Consider the following 17,907-nt stretch of genomic DNA (forward strand, 5'->3'; position numbering starts at 1 on the left):
CCTATGCGAGCAGGTCGAGCCGGCCGGGGTCGCCGGCGACGGCTGCGGTGGTGGACGGTGCGGCGGCGACGTCGCCGTCGGACCCGGTGGAGTCGTCGCGCCCGGCGCCGGTCCCACGCGACGACGACTGCGCGTCCCGCGGGTCCTGGCCGCTGTACGCCACGTCGAGGGAGTCGAGCGAGTAGCCGAGGTCCCCCAGCGAGGAGTCGAGGTGGGCGAGCGACTGCTGCAGCAGGCGGGCCGCCTCGGGGCGGTCCGCGATGATCTGGGCCTGCATGACGCCCTCGGTCATCGTGACCCGGATCGTCAGGTGGCCGAGGTCCGGCGGGCGCAGGTTGATGAGGAGCTCCCGCCCGCCCTCCCGGACGGCCATCTGGACCCGGTGGCCGAGCTCGCGGGCGAGCTCGTGGGCGGTGGTCATGCCGCCGGCGCGCGTCAGCCCGTCGAGCGGGTTGGCGTGCGGGGGCGTCGGGGGGCCGTTCACGGCCAGCGGCGTCGGCGTCGTGCCGGCCGTGGCCTCCGCCGCCTTCGGTGCCGCGGTCGCGACGTCCTGTGCGACCGGGCGGGGGGCCGCGACCGGGGCGGCCGGGGCGTCGCCGTCCGCGACGGGGGTCGCGACGGGGGTGGCGGTCGCGCCGTCGGCGAGGGCGGGGTCGATCCGGCTGAGCGTCAGCGTGAGCTGCGCCGCCGGGGCCGGCCCGGTCGGCGTCGCCGCGGCCGGCGTCGTGCCGGTCGCGGGCGCCGCGTCGCCGGCCGCGTCCGCCACGGGGGCGGCGACGGCGGCGGGTGCCGGGGCGGGTGCCACGGACCCGTCGCCGTCCACTATTGCCGGCACGACGCCGGACGGGAGCGGGGCGGGGGTCGCCGGCATCGTGCCGGTCGTGGCGGTGGCCGTCACGGTCCCGGCGGCGGCCGCGGTCCCCGAGGGGGTCGCGGCGACGGGGATCGCCTCGACGGCGGCCGGCGCCGCGACGACGACGGCGGCCGCGATCACGGCCGCGACGTCCGCCGCGAGGACGGTCGTGACGGGTGAGGCGTCGGCATCGGCGACGTCCTCGCTGGGCAGCTCCCCGGAGGGTCCGGCTGCGTCTGGGTTCTGGGCCTTCGGGGCGGCGTCCGAGGCGGGGGGTGCGCTGCGGCGGTCGAGCACCGCGGTGAAGCCCCCCTCGTCCGACTCCACCAGGTGGCCCTGCGCGCTGTCACCAGCGCCACGGCTCCCGGATGGGGCGGATCCCCCTCGGCTCGCGGCCACCGGCGGCGGCCCGAGCTGTGCGGTCGTCATCTCATCAACACCGGTCCTTCCCTGTCGGTGGTCCTCCCGGGGCGCGTCCCGCGCCCCGTGCGTGTGACCCCGGCGCGCCCGGTCTCCCGGGTCGTGCGGGGTACGACATCGGTATCGGCACGCAGGCCGCCGTCCCCGAGCGGGGCGGCAGCGGTGCGGTGCCGGACGGGCGGGTGCCCGCTCACGCGGCGGCGCCGACGCGGGGGCGCCGGGCGCGCCGCATGGCGAGCTCGTCCATGGCGACGCCCTCGAGGCGCAGCTCCTCCACCCGGTGGCGCTCCTGCGCGCGGACGCGCAGCTGGGCGATCGCCTCGCGGTCCTGGCTGGCCGACACGAGCGCCGCGCGGCGTTCGTCGGCGACGACCTCGAGCTGCTGGACCACGAGGCGCTCGTGGGCGGCGCGCTGCCGCGCGAAGGCGAGCTCTTCGTGGCCGGCGCGGAGGGCGTCGAGGTCGGTCGGGCCGCGCATCCGGCCGCGCAGGGCCGCGAGGGCGGCGAGGACGGCGTCGTCGGCGCGGACGGCGCGCATCTGCTGGTCGGCGACGGCCGCCATCGACTGGGCGAGCTCCTGGCGGGCCAGGTCCTCCCGGCGCACGCGGTGCTCGAGCACCTGCTCGAGACGGAAGCGGAAGCGGGTGCTCACGCCTCCTTCATCGGCCTCCCGCCGTGGATCTTGACCGCGGGCGGGGGCGGCGGGTACGCGACGCGGGACCCGGGGGCGTCGCCCCCGGGTCCCGGGAACCGCGTGGGCTAGGCGCTCGCGGCCGCGGCCGCCGCCGACGCCTCGGCCAGGCCGCCGACGCGCACGACGTCGCGCATGGACAGGATGCCCACGAGCTCGCTGCCCTCGAAGACCAGGACGTGCCGCACGCCGTGCTTCACCATGGTCGCGGCGGCCTCGCCGATGGGCCAGTCGGGGGCGGCGGTGACGACCTCGCCGGTCATGTGGTCCTCGACGTACGCCTCCCCGGGGTCGCGGCCGGCGGCGACGGCGCGGAGCAGGTCGCGCTCGGTGACGACGGCCGGCCCGGGGAGGCTCACGTCGAGCACGACGGCCGCCCCCGTCTTGTGCTGCACCATCCGCTTCGCGGCCTGCTGGAGCGTGTGCTCGGGTCCGACGATCGCGCTGATCGGGCTCATCGCATCCTTGACGCGCATCGGGCCTCTCCCTCGTGCGGATTGTTGCGAGGAGGGTAGGTTGGCACGGCGCACAGGTCGTTTCAACCGACGATCGGCCAGGTGGTGACGTCCCCCGCCGGCCCTGACGGCGTACGTGACGGACGGACCCCGCCGGGCTAGGCGGGGACCACCTGCACGCCCGGGGGCAGCGGGTCGAACGCCCCGGTGAGCCCCCCGGCGGGGACGGGGATGCCGAGGCCGAGGTCGTCGACGACGCCGGCGGGGGTGCCGGTCAGCGCGAGCAGGCGGCCGAGGGCCTCGTCCCGCGAGTAGGGGTCGTGGGTGCCCTGGGTGAGGAACGCGTCGATGTCGCCGAGCTTCGCGCGGGCCTCGTCGACCGTGGCGTCGGAGCCGGGGATGTAGGCGCCGATCGCGATCAGGTCCTCCGCCCGCCGGTGCGCGGCGAGCAGGGTGCGCAGGCGGCCGCCCGCGTCGAGGTGCTCGCGGGACAGGAGCTGCGGCGCGAGCCGCGACACCGACTGGAGCACGTCGATCGCGGGGTAGTGGTTGCGGTGCGCCAGCTCCCGCGACAGCACGATGTGGCCGTCGAGGATCGACCGGACCGCGTCGGCGACGGGTTCGTTCATGTCGTCGCCGTCCACGAGGACGGTGTAGAGCGCGGTGATGCTCCCGACGGGCGCGGTGCCGGCCCGCTCCAGCAGGCGCGGGAGCATCGCGAACACCGACGGCGTGTACCCGCGCGTCGCGGGCGGCTCGCCGATGGCGAGGCCGACCTCCCGCTGGGCGGTCGCCAGCCGGGTCACCGAGTCCATCATCAGGAGCGCGTCGGCGCCCTGGTCGCGGAAGTACTCCGCGATGGTCGTCGCCACGAACGCCGCCTTGATGCGGACGAGGGCGGGCTGGTCGGAGGTCGCGACGACGACGACGCTGCGGGCGAGGCCCTCCGGCCCGAGGTCGTGCTCGATGAACTCGCGCACCTCCCGGCCACGCTCGCCGACGAGGGCAATCACGTTCACGTCCGCGCCGGACGCCCGCGCCATCATGCCGAGGGTCGTGCTCTTGCCGACGCCGGAGCCCGCGAAGATGCCGATGCGCTGGCCGCGTCCGCAGGGCATGAGGCTGTCGATCGCCCGCACGCCGAGGGGCAGGGGCGTGCGGATCGTGGGGCGGCCGAGCAGGTCGGGTGGCGCCGCGTCGATGGGGCGGCGCGCCTCGACGTGGATCGGGGGGCCGCCGTCGATCGGGCGGCCGAGGCCGTCGAGGACGCGGCCGAGGAGCCCCTCGCCCAGGTCGACGCGCAGCGACCCGCCGGTGGCGACGACGGTCTGGCCGGGGCCGATGCCCGCCGAGTCGCCGAGCGGCATCAGCAGCGTCTTGCCCTCGCGGAACCCGACGACCTCGGCCTGGAGCGGGGGGCGCCCGGCGCGGTGGCCGGGGACCATGATCTCGCAGCGCTCCCCCACGCTCGCCTCCGGCCCGCGGCTCTCCACCACCAGGCCGATCAGCTGGCTGACGCGCCCGTTCAGGCGGTACGGGTCGAGGGTGCGCAGGCGCTCGCGCGCGGGGGCGAGGTCGATGCTCACGCGGGGTGCGCGACGAGCGACTCGTCGGGCGGCGCCGACAGCGCCTCGAGCACGCGGCCGAGCTGGCTCTCGAAGGTGGCGTCGACGTCGCCGGCGGCGGTCTGCAGCACGCAGGAGCCGGCGCCGACGCGGGGGTCGTCCACCACCTCGAGCCGGCCGATGCCGCCCATCTCCTCCAGGATCCGGGGCGCCGCGGCGCGGCACGCGGCGAGGTCCGCCGGGTTGACGTAGGCGGTGAGGGCGCTGCGGTCCGCGGCGCGGCGGATGGCGCCGCGGATGACGTCGGCGACCCGCTCCGGGTTGACGGACACCTCGGCGCGGACGAGGCGGGCCGCGATCTCCACCGCGAGCGCCGTCGCCTCGCGCTCGGCGTCGCGGGCGAGCACCTCGCGGTGGTCGTCGAGGGCGCGGGCGGCGTCGGCGAGGGCCGACAGGGCCCCGGCGACCTCGTCGCGGGCGTCGGCGTGGCCGGCGGCGTACCCCTCCTGGCGGGCGGCGGCGAGCAGCGTGTCCGCGTCGGAGCGCGCGGCGGTCAGCATCCGCTCCGCGTCGCGGCGGGCGTCGGCGAGCAGGCCCTCGGGGCTGTCCGGCACGGCGGGGCGCAGCGGACGGCTGCGCAGCGGGACCGCGACGGGGCTGTCCGACACCACCGTGCCGCGCAGGAGGCTAGGCAACGAGCTGGTCCTCGCCGCCGCGGACGATCACGATGGTGCCGTCCTCCTCGAGGCGGCGGATCACCGCGACCACCTTCTGCTGGGCGTCCTCGACGTCCTTCACCCGGACCGGTCCCATGAACTCGAGGTCCTCCTTGATGTTCAGCGCGGCGCGCTCGCTCATGTTGCGGAAGATGGCGTCCTGGACCTCGGCGGGGGTCCCCTTCAGGGCCATCGCGAGCTCCTTGGTGTCGACCTCGCGGAGCACCTGCTGGATGTTGCGGTCGTCCAGCATCACGATGTCCTCGAAGAGGAACATCATGCGGCGCACCTCGTCGGCGAGCTCGGGGTTCTGCTCCTCGAGCGTCTCGATGATCGTCCGCTCCGTCGTCCGGTCGACCTGGTTGAGCAGGTCCACCAGGGACCGCAGGCCGCCCGCCGACGTGAAGTCCTGGTTGATGACGCTGCTGAGCTTGCGCTCCAGCACCCGCTCGATCTCGCGGATCACCTCGGGGGCGGTGCGGTCCATCAGGGCGATGCGCATCGCCACCTCGGCCTGCAGCTCGTCCGGCAGGGCGCTCACGACCTGCGCGGCCGTATCGGAGGGCAGGTACGCGAGGATCAGCGCCACCGTCTGCGGGTGCTCGTTCGCGATCACGTTGATGATCTGCGAGGGGTCGGTGCGCCGCAGGAACTCGAACGGGCTGACCTGGATCGAGCTGGACAGCCGGTTCATCACCTCGTTCGCGCGCTCGGTGCCGAGGGCCTTGTCGAGGACCTGGCGGGCGTACTCGAGGCCGCCCTCGCTGATGTACTCCTGCGCGACGGCCGTCTCGTAGAACTCCTCCACGATGGCGGTCTTGCGGTCCGGCGCGATGTGGCCGATGCCGGCGATCTCCAGCGTCAGCTCGTCGATCTCGTCCTGGCGGAGGTGCTGGAAGACCGCCGCCGACGCGTCGGCGCCGAGGCTGACGAGGAGGATCGCGGCCTTCTGGCGGCCGGTCATGGTCGATGGGCTCATCCGGTCCGCCTAGCGGTTCTCGAGGAGCCAGCCCCGGAGGAGCTGCGCCACGTCGTCGGGCTTGCGCTTCGCGAGGTCCTCCATCTGGGCCTCGATCGCGGTCTTGCGCTGCCCCTCCAGCTGGCGGACGGGGGCGCCGCCGCTCGCCGCCGACAGCTCGGCCACGGAGACGGGGCCGCGCTTCAGCAGCTCGGGGAGGGCCTTCTCGAGGTCGGTCTGGCGGCGCTTCAGGGACTTGCGGGCGAACAGCGCGAGGAGGAGCAGGCCGATGCCGGCGGCCGCGGTCTTGGCGAGGCCCATGATGTCGAGGCCGCCGCCCGACGCCGTCGCGCCGCCGTCCTTCGCGGCCTCCGCCGCCGCGGCCGCGCTGGTGACGGCGGTGCCGTCCTCCGCGAAGGCGACGGCGTTGACGCTGATCGTGTCGCCGCGCGCCTGGTCGAACCCGACGGCCGCGGCGATCGTGTCCTCGAGACTCGCGATGGTCGCGGCGGGCACCTGGTCGCTGACCTGCACCGAGACGGTCTGCTTGGTGACGGCTCCGGGGGTCTTCTCCACCTGGGAGCGGATCCGGTCGATCCCGTTGCGCGTCGCCTCGGAGGTCTTGCTGTAGTCGGTGGTCCCGCCGCCGATGGCACCCGCCGGGTAGGTCGTGCCGGCCGGGGTGTTCGCCGACGTGCCCGCCGTCGCGCCCGACCCGCCGCCCTCCGAGGTGAGGGTCTCCTCGCTGGTCTCGGTCTCGAGCGGGATCGTCTCCCCCTCGAACTCCTCGCTGTCGGTCGTGACCTTGTCGAGGTCGAGCTGGGCGCGGACCTGGGTGACGGCCTTGCCCGGGCCGAGGACGGCGGCGAGCATCGCGTCGAGGCGGGCCTGGACGCTGCGCTCGTAGCGGCCCTCCAGCTCGATGCGCTGGGAGGCGGCGCTCGCGCCGGACACCTCGGCGTCGGCGCCCTCCAGGATGTTGCCCTGGGAGTCGGTGATCGTGACGTCGGCGATCTTCATGCCGGGGACGGCCATCGCGACGAGCTTGGCGATGCCCTTCACCTGGCCGGGCTCGAGCGTCTGCCCGGCGCGCATCGTCAGGACGACGGCGGCGGTGGTGGGCTCCTGCTCCTCGGTGAAGAGCTGCTCCTCGGGCATGCCGATCTTGACCGTCGCCGACTGGACGGGGTCGAGGCGGCCGATGATCCGCGAGAGGTCCCCCTCGCGGGCCCGCAGGAGGTTGACGCGGTTCGTGAAGTCGGTGGCGCCGAGGTTCGACTTGTCGAAGATCTCGAAGCCGACGGTGCTGCCGCCGTCGAGGACGTTCGACGCGGCGAGGTCGATGCGGGCCTGGTCGAGCTCGGCCGACGGCACCTGCACGACGTTCCCACCGTCGGCGAGCTTGTAGCGGATGCCGAGCTCGTCGAGCTGCGTCGTGATGGCGGCGGCGTCGCTCGCGCTGGAGGCGGTCGCGAGGGTCGCGTAGGACTCCTGCCCGGAGAACCTCATCAGGGCGAAGATGCCGACGATGAAGATCACCACGGCGGCGATGAGCAGCCGGCGGCTCGGGCCGGTGAGCCCCTCCCAGAATCCCGTGACCTTGCCCAGTGCGCCCACGACGACCAGCCCTTCCTAGACCGACATCCGGCTGAGTTCCTGCCAGCCCTCGACGAGCTTGTTGCGGACCTGCACCGCGGTGTTGAAGGCCAGGTCGGCCTTCTCGACCGCGACGAGCGCGACCGTCGGGTCGGCGAGCCCGCCGGTGGCGGCCTGCTCCGACAGGCGCTCCGAACCGACCATCTGGCCGTTGAGGCCGGAGATGGCGCCGGCGAGCATGTCGCCGAAGCCGCCGGCCGCGGCCGGGGCGGGGGACGTCTCGCCCGCGCCCTGGACCGCGCCGGCCGCCATCGGGCCGAACGGCATCGGGGCGAGCGCGGAGATCGGGGGGAGCGGGGTCACGTGATGATCCGGAGGGAGTCGCGGGCCATCGACTTGGTGGCCTCGAACGCTGTGACGTTCGCCTGGAAGGCGCGGGTCGCGGCGACCATGTCCACCATCTCGGTGACGGCGTTGACGTTCGGCCGGGTGACGTACCCGTCGGTGTCGGCGTCGGGGTGGCCGGGCTCGTAGACGCGACGCAGCGGCGTCGGGTCCTCGGCGATCCCCGTCACGGACACGCCGTGCAGGTCGGCGGCGCCGGCGGTGCTCTCGATGCCGGCGGGGCGGGGCAGCGCGAACGCCGCGCCCCCCGGGGCCGTCGACATCTGGACGACCTTGCGGCGGTAGGCGTCGCCGACGCCGTTGGTGCTGTCGGCGTTGGCCAGGTTGTTGGCGATCACGTCCATGCGGAGGCGTTCGGCGGCCAGGCCGGTGGCGCTGATGCCGAGTGCGGCGTACATGCCCATCTATGAGCTCCTCGCCGGGTGGTGGTGTGCGGGGATCAACGGCCGGTGATGGCCGTGCGGAACTGCGAGAAGCGCTTGTCGAGCAGCGAGACGACGGTCTGGTGCGCGAGCTGGTTGGCGCTGAGCTGCGCCATCTCGTCGTCGGCGTCGACGTTGCTGCCGTCGACGCGCATGGTGGTGGTGCCGACGGAGCGGACCGACGGCGCGGAGCCCTCGACCTCGCCGGCGGCGCCGAGGAACGACGACTCCCCCATCGACCCGCGGCGGATGCGCTCGCGGTCGCTCTGGACGGCCTCGGCGAGGGCGGACTCGAACTGGACGTCGATCCGCTTGTAGCCGGGGGTCTCGGCGTTGGCGATGTTGTTGACGAGGGCGGCGTTGCGGGCGTCGTGGCCACGCAGCGACGCGGTCAGCACCTCGGTGGTGAGGTCGTCGGGGAACATCAGGCGAACCCGTAGGGGTCGTCGGCGATGAGCGGGGCGACGTCCTCCATCAGCTGGACGAGGCGGTCCGGGCCGACGCCGAGGGCGGCCATCGACGCGGGGTCGATGCCGTACATCATCCCGTCGGTGCCGAGGCCGACGCCGAGCATCATGCAGGCGGCGTCGGCGAGGTGGATGCAGTGCGCGAGCCGCGGCTTGAGGGTGGCCTCGCCGGGTGAGTGGTGGTGGCGGATCGCCTCCTCCAGCTCCGCCGGGAAGCTCCATGCCGCGGCGACGTGCGCGCCGAGCTCGGCGTGGTCGAAGCCGAGCAGCTCCCGCTCGACCTCGTGGAACGGCAGGCGCCGCTCCTGGGCGACGCGGGTGACCTCGTCGAAGGCGTGCTCGAGGTGCGCCGACAGGATCGACTTCCCGATGTCGTGCAGCAGGCCGGCGACGAAGGCCTCCTCCACCGGCGCGAGCTGCACCTCGACGGCGAGGCGCCGCGCGGTGAAGGCGACGGAGATCGAGTGGCGCCACAGCTCACCGGCCTGCAACCCGTAGCCGGGCAGGGCCCCGCTGAGGAGCCGCGACGTGTGGCTCGAGATGGCGAGGCTCTTGATGGCGGAGAACCCGAGCAGCACGACGGCCTCCGTGACCGTGGTGACGCGACGGGCGTGGCCGTAGAACGCCGAGTTGGCGAGCTTCAGGATGTTCGCCGTCAGGCTCTGGTCGCCGAGGATGACCTGCGAGAGCTGGCCGACCGTCATGTCGTGGTCGTCGCACGCGGAGATCACCTGGGTGATGCTCGACGGCATCGCCGGGAGCTCGGCGACCGCGGCCGCGACCTCCTGGGCGGTGAGTCGTGTGATGGTGTTCATGGGGCCCTCCGTGTCCGGCGGCGGTGGATCAGGCCAGGGCGGGCGCGGAGGTGTGCGACTCGGCCTCGGCCTGGCGTTCGGCGACCAGCGCGCTCCACGCCTCGCAGAGCACGAGGAGGTCGGCGACGACCTCGCCCACGGTCACGGCCTCGACGGTGTCGGGGTCGAGACGGCGGAGCACGTACTCGTAGATGGCGCCGAGGTGGCGCGTGATGGAGCCGGCGGCCGGGTTCAGGCCCCGGTCGAGCTCCTCGACGATCGCGCGGACGCGGCCGACGAGGGCGGCGCCCTTCCCACGGTCCCCCTGGTCGAGGGCGTGCTGGGCCTGGCGGCCGAAGGAGACGGCGCCCTCGAAGAGCATGAGGACGAGGTCCTCCGGGGAGGCGGACTGGACCTGCTCGAGAGACGGAATGCTGTGCATCCTGAAGGGACCTCGCGGTCGGGATTGGATGTTCGAGCGGGGTTCCGTCCCCTATGAGCCGGCGTCGTTCCCTGCCGGCCCTCTCTCTCTCGACTCCTGCCGCGCGATCCTTAACGGTCGGGTCACCGACGGGCGAGAAACCACCCATGCCGGCGCCCCCCGGGCGCCGTCGGCCGAGTGCACCCCGCGGCCGGGTCCAAGGGGCCCTCGGGGTCGGGTCCAAGTGGACCTCGGGGTCGGGTCCAAGTGTGGACCTCGGGGTCGACGCCAATTGACCAACCGGGGTCGACGGCCGAATGGGCCCCGGCGTCGACGCCAATTGGCCGATGAGTCGCCGGCCAAATGGACCTCGGCGCAAAGTCAATTGGCCGACGGGGTCGACGGCCGAATGGACCTCGGCGTCGACGCCAATTGGCCGATGAGTCGCCGGCCAAATGGACTTCGGCGCAACGTCAATTGGCCAATGAGTCGCCGGCCAAATGGACTTCGGCGCAACGTCAATTGGCCAATGAGTCGCCGGCCGAATGGACCTCGGGGTCGGCGCCATCGGCCGACCGGGCTCGACGGCCAATTGGACCTCACGCCGAGGTCCAATCGGACCATGACGACACGGGGCCTCCGACGGCACCCCGGCCCCCCAGCCCCCGGGATCCCACGATCCCGGGGGGAGGGGGTTCAGTCGTTCGGCTCCCAGGTGATGAGGAAGTCCGGCTCGGGGCCGGCGCCGTCGGGGCGGAGGGGGACGACGCGGGCGGCGACGGCGAGGCGGCCGCTCTCCGCGGCCGGGACGACGGCGAGGAAGCGCTGCTCGTCACCCTGGGCGCCCTCGTGCACGCCGGCGACGACGCGGCGGGGGATCAGCCCCCCCTGCCCGTCGGCGAGGCCGGCGACGACCTCGACGCGGACGTCGTCGATCGACAGGTCGCCGAGGGTCGCGAGCACCTCGACGGCGACGTCGGTGCCGACGGGGACGGTCCCGTCGGCGCCGCGCAGGGAGCTCCTCACCCCCACCGTCGGCCACGCGGCCCTCATCCGCTCCCGCCAGGCGGCGAGGGCGCGGGCGCCCTTCCCCCCGTCGGCGCCGAGCGACACCGCCGCCCGGTGCGCGGGGATGTACGCCCGCTCGGCGTAGTCGCGCACCATCCGCCCCGTGCTGAACGCCCCGCCGAGGCGGCGGATCGACGCGGTCATCATCGTCGTCCACTCACGCGGCCGGCCGGAGGCGTCGCGTGCGTAGAACGCCGGCACCACCTCGCGCTCCAGGAGCGTGTAGAGCGCCTCCGCCTCGACGGCGTCGTTCTCCTCCGGGTCGTCGTACTGCTCGCCGCTGCCGATCGCCCACCCGCACTCCGGCGAGTAGCCCTCCGCCCACCAGCCGTCGAGCACCGACAGGTTCAGGCACCCGTTCACCGCGGCCTTCATCCCGCTGGTGCCGGACGCCTCCAGCGGACGACGCGGCACGTTCAGCCACACGTCGGCGCCCTGCACGAGGTACCGGGCGACGTGCATGTCGTAGTCCTCGAGGAACACGATGCGGTCGCGCAGCCGCGGGCGCTGGCTCTCCTGCACCACCGTCCGCAGGAGGTCCTTGCCGGGGCCGTCCATCGGGTGGGCCTTGCCGGCGACGATGAACTGGACGGGGCGGCGCTCGTCGTCGAGCAGGCGGGCGAGGCGCTCCGGGTCGCGGAACAGCAGGTCCGCCCGCTTGTAGGTGGCGAACCGGCGGGCGAAGCAGATGGTGAGGGCGTCGGGACGCAGCGCGTCACCGGCGGCGCGGCTCGCGACGCGGCGCGACCCCTGACGGGCGAGCTGGGTGCGCAGGCGCTCCCGCGCGAACAGCACGAGGCGCTCGCGGCGCAGCTCGTGCACCCGCCACAGCTCCCCCGCCGGGATCGTGTCGGCCTTGTCCCACACCGCCGGGTCCTCCGGCCGCTCCCGCAGGCCGGGGCCGATGTAGCGGTCGAGCAGCTCGTGCATCTCACGGCTCAGCCAGCTCGGGGTGTGGATGCCGTTCGTGATGCTCGAGATCGGGACCTCGTCGATCGGCAGCTGGGGCCACAGCCCCCGCCACATGCGCCGCGACGTGTCGCCGTGGAGCGCCGCCACCCCGTTCGCGTACCCCGACGTCCGGAGGGCGAGGGGCGTCATGCCGAACGCCGACTCCCCCTCGTCGGGGTGCGCCGCGAGCGCCGACAGCTCGTCCCACGACAGGCCGGCCGCCACCGCGAGGGGCTCCAGGTACGTCCGCGCCAGGGCCGGGTCGAACGTCTCGTTCCCGGCGGGCACGGGAGTGTGGGTCGTGAAGACCGTCGACCCGATGACCTGCTCCCGCGCCTCGACGGACGTCATCGCCGTCGCGGCGATCAGGGCCCGCATCCGCTCGAGCGCGAGCAGCGCCGAGTGGCCCTCGTTCATGTGGAAGACCGTCGGCTCCATCCCCGCCGCCGCCAGGGCGCGCACGCCGCCGACGCCGAGGAGGACCTCCTGGCGGATCCGCAGGTCGCGGTCCCCGCCGTAAAGGGTGCTCGTGATCAGCCGGGCCTCCGGCGAGTTGCCGTCGATGTCGGCGTCGAGCAGCAGCAGCGGCACCCGGCCCACCTGGATGCGGCGCACCGCCGCGCGGACCGTCTCGTCGCCGATCGCGACCTCCAGCACCACCGGACGGCCGTCGGCGCCGACGACGTCGGCGAGCGGCAGGTCGGACCAGTCGGTCGCCGGGTAGCGCTCGCGCTGGCCGCCGTCGGGCCCGAGGGCCTGGCGGAAGTAGCCGCCGCGGTACAGCAGACCGACGCCGACGAGGGGGACGCCGAGGTCCGACGCCGACTTCAGGTGGTCGCCGGCGAGGATGCCGAGGCCGCCGGAGTAGAGCGGGATGCCGGCGTCGAGGCCGAACTCGAGCGAGAAGTACGCGACGAGCATGCCCTCGGCGTCGGGGTTCGCCGGGACGAGCCAGCCGGGGTCGGAGGTGTAGGCGTCGAGGCGCCGCGCGACGCGCGCCACCATCGCCACGAAGCTCTCGTCGGCGGCCGCGGCGTCGAGCGCCTCCTGCGGCAGGCCGCGCAGCAACGCCACGGGGTTGTGCCCGAGCCGCTCCCACGCCTCCGGGTCGAGCCGCTGGAACAGGTCGCCCGCCTCCGGGCTCCACGATGACCAGACGTTGCGGGCGATCTCACCGAGCCAGGCGATGCGCTCCGGTAGCGCCGGGTGGACGTCGACCTCGTGGACCTTCATCTGGGATCTCCTGGGGCGTGGCAACAGGGCGCGCGGCGGCCCCCCGGCCCGCCGGCGATTCCCGGGACGGCCGAAGCATAGGCCAGCGTCCCATGGCGTCCATCCCCCCACGGGGGAGGCCGCCCGCCCACGCGGGGCGGTCCGCCGGGGCCTAGCGGGAGCGGTCGAGGTAGAGCGAGTGGCCCGTCGCCGGGGGCCGGTACCCCGCCAGTGCGGAGCGCCCGGCGCGCAGGGAGCCGAGCTCGCCGCGCAGCGCGTCGCGCGCCGCCGCGGCCCGCTGGGCCAGCTCCTCCTGGTCGCGGCGGAGCACGTCGACGAGGGCGCGCACCTCGGCGAGGTCGGCGGAGCCGAGGGGCGGCGCGTCGCCGGGGACGATGCGCGCCTGCAGCACACGGCGCTCCGCGTCGAGCACCGCGAGGCGCTCGAGGTCGGCCCCCGCGAGGGCCCGGGCCTGCGCGAGCTGCAGCTCGCGCAGGCGGCGGAGGTCAGCCAGCAAGGTTGACGCCGAGCACCGGGCCGCGGCGCTCCGAGGCGGGCCGGGCGGTCGCGGCGATCTGGACCCACGCCGAGCGCAGCTCCGACATGTGGCGGACGGCCTCGTCGATCTGGGCGGTGTCCTGCGACAGGCGGGCGGCGGTGAGGCGCTCACCGACGTACTCGTAGATGCTCGCCAGGTTCTGGGCGATGGGGCCCTGGGTCATGTCGAGCGTCACGCGCAGCTCCGTCACGATCGCCTGGGCGCGGGTCAGCCGCATGCCGGCCTCGCCGACGTCGCCGCGAGCGAACGCGGCCTTCGACTGCGCCGAGAACCGCAGGAACCCGTCGTAGAGCATCACGACGAGCTGACCCGGGGTCGCCGTCTGGGCGGTGTGGTTCGTGTACTGCCGCAGCTCGGTCAGCAAGGCGGAGGCCCTCCCTGGGTGCTCGTCATGGAACGGTCGGTGCGTCCGGCGGGGGCCGGACGCGTCACGGGCGCGGGGTCATCACAGCGACGAGAGCCGCGACGCGAGGTCGGCGCCCTGGCTCTGGAACCGCGAGACCGCCTGGTCCATCGCCTGGAACTGGGCCCGCAGGCGGGTCTCCTTGAGCTCCATCAGGACCTCGAGGCTGGAGATCTTCTCGTCGAGGCGGCCGAGCGACGCGGTGTAGCCGGTCAGCCGCGACGCGAGGATGTCGGTGGAGAAGCTGGCGGCGAAGTTCTGGATCTGGCGGGCGACGCCGTCGCTCGCGCCGATCGTCCCGTTGCCGTCGTCGCCGCCGAAGAGCTTGCCGACGGCGGTCGGGTCGGCCGCGAGGGCCGCGGTGAACGCGTTCTGGTCGAGCGTCATCGTGCCGTCGCGCGCCACGCTGAACCCGATCTGGGAGAGCGAGTCGTAGGCGCCGCCGAGGCCCGTGACGGACGAGCCCGAGATGCCGCGCAGCTGCCCGGCGAGGGACGACATCGTCTGGTCGCCCTGCAGGGTGCCCGCCGTCTTCGTGGCGGCGTCGTACATCGTCGCCCGCTTGATGTTCGACGTCAGCGCGTTGTACGCGTCGACGAACGCCTGGGCGGTCTTCACCGACCCCGCCTGGTCGGCGCCGACGGTGACGGTCGTCGAACCGACCTTGCCGAGGCTGAGCGAGACGCCGTTGATGGCGCCCTCGATGTTGTTGCCGGCGCTCGTGACGGCGAGGCCGTTGACGGTGGCGGCGGCGTCCTGGCCGGTCTGGGTGGTGGCGAAGCCGAAGCCCGCCGCCGCGGCGCCGCCGAGGCCGATCGTGCCGCCCGCGCCGCTCTCCTTCGAGATCAGCACGAGCTTGTCGTTGATGACGCTCGCCGACACCCCGATGTCGGTGGTGCCGTTGATGCGGTCCGCGAACTTCTGGAGCGTGTCGCCCGCCTCGATGGCGACGCTCGCCGTCTCCCCGCCCACCGTGATGTCGAGCGCCTGGCCGGCGGTGAGCGCCGGCGCGGCGGTCGAGGCCGTCGTGTGGGCCTGCGCGAGGGCGGTGACGACGACGTTGTAGGTGCCGGAGGCGGCCTGCGACCCGACGCTCGCGGTGGCGACGGTGGCGTCGCCCGACGAGGCCGTCTTGCCCTGCAGCGCGCCGGGGGCGTACATCGCCGCGGAGGCGTCGCGGAGCTTGCCGAGCAGGCCGTTGATCTCCTGGACGACGCCCTGCTTCTGCTTCAGCCGGGTCTTGTCGCTCTCGATGCGGTCGATCGGCATGCGCTCGAGCTTCATCAGCGCCTGGACGATCGACGCCGTGTCGATGCCGCTGCCGAGGCCGCTGAAGCTGATCGATGCCGCGTTCGTGCTCATGAGGTCAGGTCCACCCGCAGTCCGGGGCCGGTCAACGACGCGAGGACGTCGAGGATCTCCCGCGAGGGGAACTCGCGGAGCACCTCACCCGTCGCCCTCTCGTACATGGTCACGGTCACAACGCTCGTCGCCTCGTGGATCTCGAATCTGGCGTCCACATCGGCGGCCGTCACGGTGAACTTGAGCGTGCTGGGCGGCACCCAGTCCGCCGGTACGTCGACGGGGGCGCGCTCGGGTGGCCTGTCTGTGGCGGCCTCGGCCGGCGGGGGCGCATCGATGCGGCGAGGGGTGGTCGCATCGGCCGCGTCGGCGAGCCGCAGTGCGCTGACGTCCATGTCAACTCCGCGCTCGTTGTGCGTGCCGGGCCCGGGTTCGGGGGCCTGACCATGGCATCGGCGCGTCCGGAGCAGACCTTGAGGTGCCCCGGGAGGGCGCCCCGCCCCACCGGGCGGGACGCGGGCGGCGCCACGCCTAGCGGGTGGCGCCCGCCAGGAGCGTCATCGACTGGCGCAGCTCGCGCAGCACGCTCGAGTGGGGGTACACGATCAGCCCCTCGCGGATGACCGCGTCGGCGTCGTCGTAGCGTCCCGCGCCGGCGAGCAGGCCCGCCAGGTCGATGTGGCGCGACATGTTCTGCGGGTCGGCCTCGAGGGCGGCGCGCATGAACGCCTCGGCGTCCTCGTCGAGGCCCTTCGACTCGCAGATCCGCCCGAGCGCCGAGTAGGCCTCGGGGGTGCCGTCGCCCCCGCGGACCGCGGCGAGCAGCCGGTCGGCGGCGGGGTCGGGGAAGTCGTTGACGTAGAGCATGTACCCGAGCCGGCGGTCCACCTCGACGGGGCCGTCGGCGATGGCGTAGGCGAGCGGGACGAGGGCGTTGAAGGCCTCCAGCTCACCGAGCTCCAGCAGGGTGCCGGCCATCTCGAGCACGGCGCCGAGGGCGCCGGGGCGGTCGATGCCCTCGGGGAGGGCGGGGTCGGGCACGCCGGTGCGGACGGCGGCGAGCGCCGCCGCGTAGGCGGCGGCGTAGAGGCCGCCGGCCACGGGCCGCAGCTCGTCGATGGCGGCGCCGGCCTCGTCGGCGTCGCCCGCGACCAGGCCGATCAGGACCGTCTTCGCGAGGGCGAGGTGGCGGCTGGCGCTGCTCGGCGCGATGTCCGCGAGCTGCGCGCGGGCGCCCGGCAGGTCGCCGAGGCGGATGAGGGCGTCGGCCATCGCGAGGCGGATCGGGGCGTCCGCCGGCTCGAGCTCACGGGCCTCCGCGAGGACGGCGAGGGCGTGCTCCGGGTGCCCGTCCCTCAGCAGCACCTGGGCGACCGCGGTGAGCGAGTCGGCGCGGTTGGTGGTCCCGATGATCCGGGCCATGAACTCGCGCACCTCCAGCGGGTCGTCGGCGCGGAGGAGCAGCGTCGTGAGGCGCATCACGGGGGCGGCGTAGTGGCCGTTCGCGGTGCGGATGGCGTTGCGCTGGCAGCGGACGGCCTCGTGGGAGTCGCCCATCATCTCGTGCAGCACGCCGAGGGAGTGCCACGAGTAGAACGACCCCATCCCGGCCTGGGCGAGGTACCGGTCGCCGCCGTGGTCGCCGAGGTCGATCGCCCGGCGGAAGCTCTTGACGGCGGCGCGGTACTCGCGGCGGTTCGAGTGGATCTGGCCCTGCAGGTAGTGCAGGTCCGTGAAGTCGGGGTAGGCCTGCAGCGCGTCGCCGAGCACGTCGAGGGCCTCGTCCCAGCGCTCCAGGGAGTTCAGCGACGCGACGATGTTCCGCAGCAGCAGCGAGGCGTAGTACGCCTTCAGCGACGCCAGCTCCGTGAACGAGCGCCGGAAGTAGGTGAGCGCGGTCTCGAAGTCGCCGATCCGCTGGTACTCGACGCCGGCGTTGAAGAGCGTGAACGAGTCGGTGGGCTTGCGCGCCACCTCGTCCATCACGATCGCCATGTTGCGGTCGGTCTTCTCCTTCGCGCGGCTCGTCGGCTCGAGGTAGCCGTAGTGGTGGATCTCGATGCCGACGAAGCGGCTGCAGGCGCCGCCCGCGGGGTCGACGGTCCCCATGATCTGCTCGTGCAGCGCGCCGGAGTACCGGTAGGCGGGGCGGTTGCGGAACAGGCGGAACGCGGAGTTCACCACGCTCTCGATGCCCCGCTCCTCGCCGATGAAGTTCACCTCGCGCAGGCAGTAGCCCTCGATGGCCTCGTCGTGCAGGAGCTCCCGCAGACGCGCACCGTCGACGAGCTCCTCGTCGGCGTCGAGCACCAGGATCCAGTCGCCGGTGGCGGCGTCGATGGACGTGTTGCGGGGGGCGGCGAAGTCGCCGGCCCACTCCTCGTGCAGCACCCGGGCGCCGAACGACTCCGCGATCTCGACGGAGCGGTCGACGGAACCGGTGTCGACGATGACGATCTCGTCCACGACCCCGCGGACGCTGGTGAGGCACCGCGCGAGGTGCTCCTCCTCGTCGCGCATGATCATGCAGAGGGACAGCCGCTGCGGCGCACGCTCGATCGGCGTCTGCAGGCTGGCGATCTTGAGGCCCATGCCGGTCCTTCCTCGGGGTCGTCGCCCCCGCTATCGGCAGCGTCCCGGCGTTCTTGA

At 73.9% G+C, this 17,907-nt stretch carries 18 protein-coding genes; all 18 read right to left on the bottom strand.

Annotated elements, in window-relative coordinates; genetic code table 11:
- Position 1 precedes the first annotated feature (1 nt).
- Complete coding sequence (locus tag IU369_RS13980; protein WP_217921596.1) at positions 2-1,180, bottom strand: flagellar hook-length control protein FliK; 1,179 nt, start codon at positions 1,178-1,180, stop codon at positions 2-4.
- A 283-nt stretch (positions 1,181-1,463) separates the two neighbouring features.
- Positions 1,464-1,925: a flagellar export protein FliJ gene (locus IU369_RS13985; RefSeq protein WP_217921597.1), complete on the bottom strand. Its 462-nt coding sequence runs from the start codon at positions 1,923-1,925 to the stop codon at positions 1,464-1,466.
- A gap of 107 nt (positions 1,926-2,032) precedes the next feature.
- On the bottom strand, positions 2,033-2,422 hold the full coding sequence (locus tag IU369_RS13990) for a CBS domain-containing protein (protein WP_217921598.1): 390 nt from the start codon (positions 2,420-2,422) through the stop codon (positions 2,033-2,035).
- A gap of 155 nt (positions 2,423-2,577) precedes the next feature.
- Positions 2,578-4,005 (bottom strand): FliI/YscN family ATPase, encoded by a 1,428-nt coding sequence (locus IU369_RS13995; protein ID WP_217921599.1) that lies wholly within the window; start codon positions 4,003-4,005, stop codon positions 2,578-2,580.
- Complete coding sequence (locus tag IU369_RS14000; RefSeq protein WP_217921600.1) at positions 4,002-4,679, bottom strand: FliH/SctL family protein; 678 nt, start codon at positions 4,677-4,679, stop codon at positions 4,002-4,004. Before IU369_RS14000 ends, IU369_RS13995 begins: the two co-directional genes overlap by 4 nt.
- Complete coding sequence (fliG, locus tag IU369_RS14005) at positions 4,672-5,679, bottom strand: flagellar motor switch protein FliG (RefSeq protein ID WP_217921601.1); 1,008 nt, start codon at positions 5,677-5,679, stop codon at positions 4,672-4,674. The genes IU369_RS14000 and fliG overlap by 8 nt, the downstream gene beginning before the upstream one ends.
- A 9-nt stretch (positions 5,680-5,688) precedes the next feature.
- Complete coding sequence (fliF, locus tag IU369_RS14010; RefSeq protein ID WP_217921602.1) at positions 5,689-7,275, bottom strand: flagellar basal-body MS-ring/collar protein FliF; 1,587 nt, start codon at positions 7,273-7,275, stop codon at positions 5,689-5,691.
- Between the two features lie 15 nt (positions 7,276-7,290).
- A complete protein-coding gene (fliE, locus tag IU369_RS14015; protein WP_217921603.1) occupies positions 7,291-7,617 on the bottom strand; it encodes a flagellar hook-basal body complex protein FliE in 327 nt (108 codons plus the stop codon).
- Complete coding sequence (gene flgC / locus IU369_RS14020) at positions 7,614-8,063, bottom strand: flagellar basal body rod protein FlgC (RefSeq protein ID WP_217921604.1); 450 nt, start codon at positions 8,061-8,063, stop codon at positions 7,614-7,616. The genes fliE and flgC overlap by 4 nt, the downstream gene beginning before the upstream one ends.
- A gap of 35 nt (positions 8,064-8,098) precedes the next feature.
- Positions 8,099-8,506 (bottom strand): flagellar basal body rod protein FlgB, encoded by a 408-nt coding sequence (gene flgB, locus IU369_RS14025; protein ID WP_217921605.1) that lies wholly within the window; start codon positions 8,504-8,506, stop codon positions 8,099-8,101.
- Positions 8,506-9,363 carry an HDOD domain-containing protein gene (locus tag IU369_RS14030; RefSeq protein ID WP_217921606.1) on the bottom strand — a complete coding sequence of 286 codons (858 nt, stop codon included), beginning with the start codon at positions 9,361-9,363 and terminating at the stop codon, positions 8,506-8,508. The genes flgB and IU369_RS14030 overlap by 1 nt, the downstream gene beginning before the upstream one ends.
- 28 nt (positions 9,364-9,391) lie before the next feature.
- Positions 9,392-9,784, bottom strand: coding sequence for a flagellar export chaperone FliS (gene fliS, locus IU369_RS14035; protein WP_217921607.1), 393 nt, complete (start codon positions 9,782-9,784; stop codon positions 9,392-9,394).
- Positions 9,785-10,459: 675 nt separating this feature from the next.
- On the bottom strand, positions 10,460-13,015 hold the full coding sequence (glgP, locus tag IU369_RS14040) for an alpha-glucan family phosphorylase (protein ID WP_217921608.1): 2,556 nt from the start codon (positions 13,013-13,015) through the stop codon (positions 10,460-10,462).
- 151 nt (positions 13,016-13,166) lie between these two features.
- A complete protein-coding gene (fliT, locus tag IU369_RS14045; RefSeq protein ID WP_217921609.1) occupies positions 13,167-13,511 on the bottom strand; it encodes a flagellar protein FliT in 345 nt (114 codons plus the stop codon).
- Positions 13,501-13,917, bottom strand: a complete 417-nt coding sequence (gene fliS / locus IU369_RS14050; RefSeq protein ID WP_217921610.1) for a flagellar export chaperone FliS — start codon at positions 13,915-13,917, stop codon at positions 13,501-13,503. The genes fliT and fliS (IU369_RS14050) overlap by 11 nt, the downstream gene beginning before the upstream one ends.
- Positions 13,918-13,998: 81 nt before the next feature.
- Positions 13,999-15,318, bottom strand: a complete 1,320-nt coding sequence (fliD, locus tag IU369_RS14055) for a flagellar filament capping protein FliD (RefSeq protein WP_217921611.1) — start codon at positions 15,316-15,318, stop codon at positions 13,999-14,001.
- Positions 15,315-15,653: a flagellar protein FlaG gene (locus IU369_RS14060; RefSeq protein WP_217921612.1), complete on the bottom strand. Its 339-nt coding sequence runs from the start codon at positions 15,651-15,653 to the stop codon at positions 15,315-15,317. The genes fliD and IU369_RS14060 overlap by 4 nt, the downstream gene beginning before the upstream one ends.
- 136 nt (positions 15,654-15,789) lie before the next feature.
- Positions 15,790-17,850 carry a glycosyltransferase family 2 protein gene (locus IU369_RS14065; RefSeq protein ID WP_217921613.1) on the bottom strand — a complete coding sequence of 687 codons (2,061 nt, stop codon included), beginning with the start codon at positions 17,848-17,850 and terminating at the stop codon, positions 15,790-15,792.
- Positions 17,851-17,907 lie beyond the last annotated feature (57 nt).

It is taken from the genome of Miltoncostaea oceani (assembly GCF_018141545.1).
In the GTDB taxonomy this organism is placed as follows: domain Bacteria; phylum Actinomycetota; class Thermoleophilia; order Miltoncostaeales; family Miltoncostaeaceae; genus Miltoncostaea; species Miltoncostaea oceani.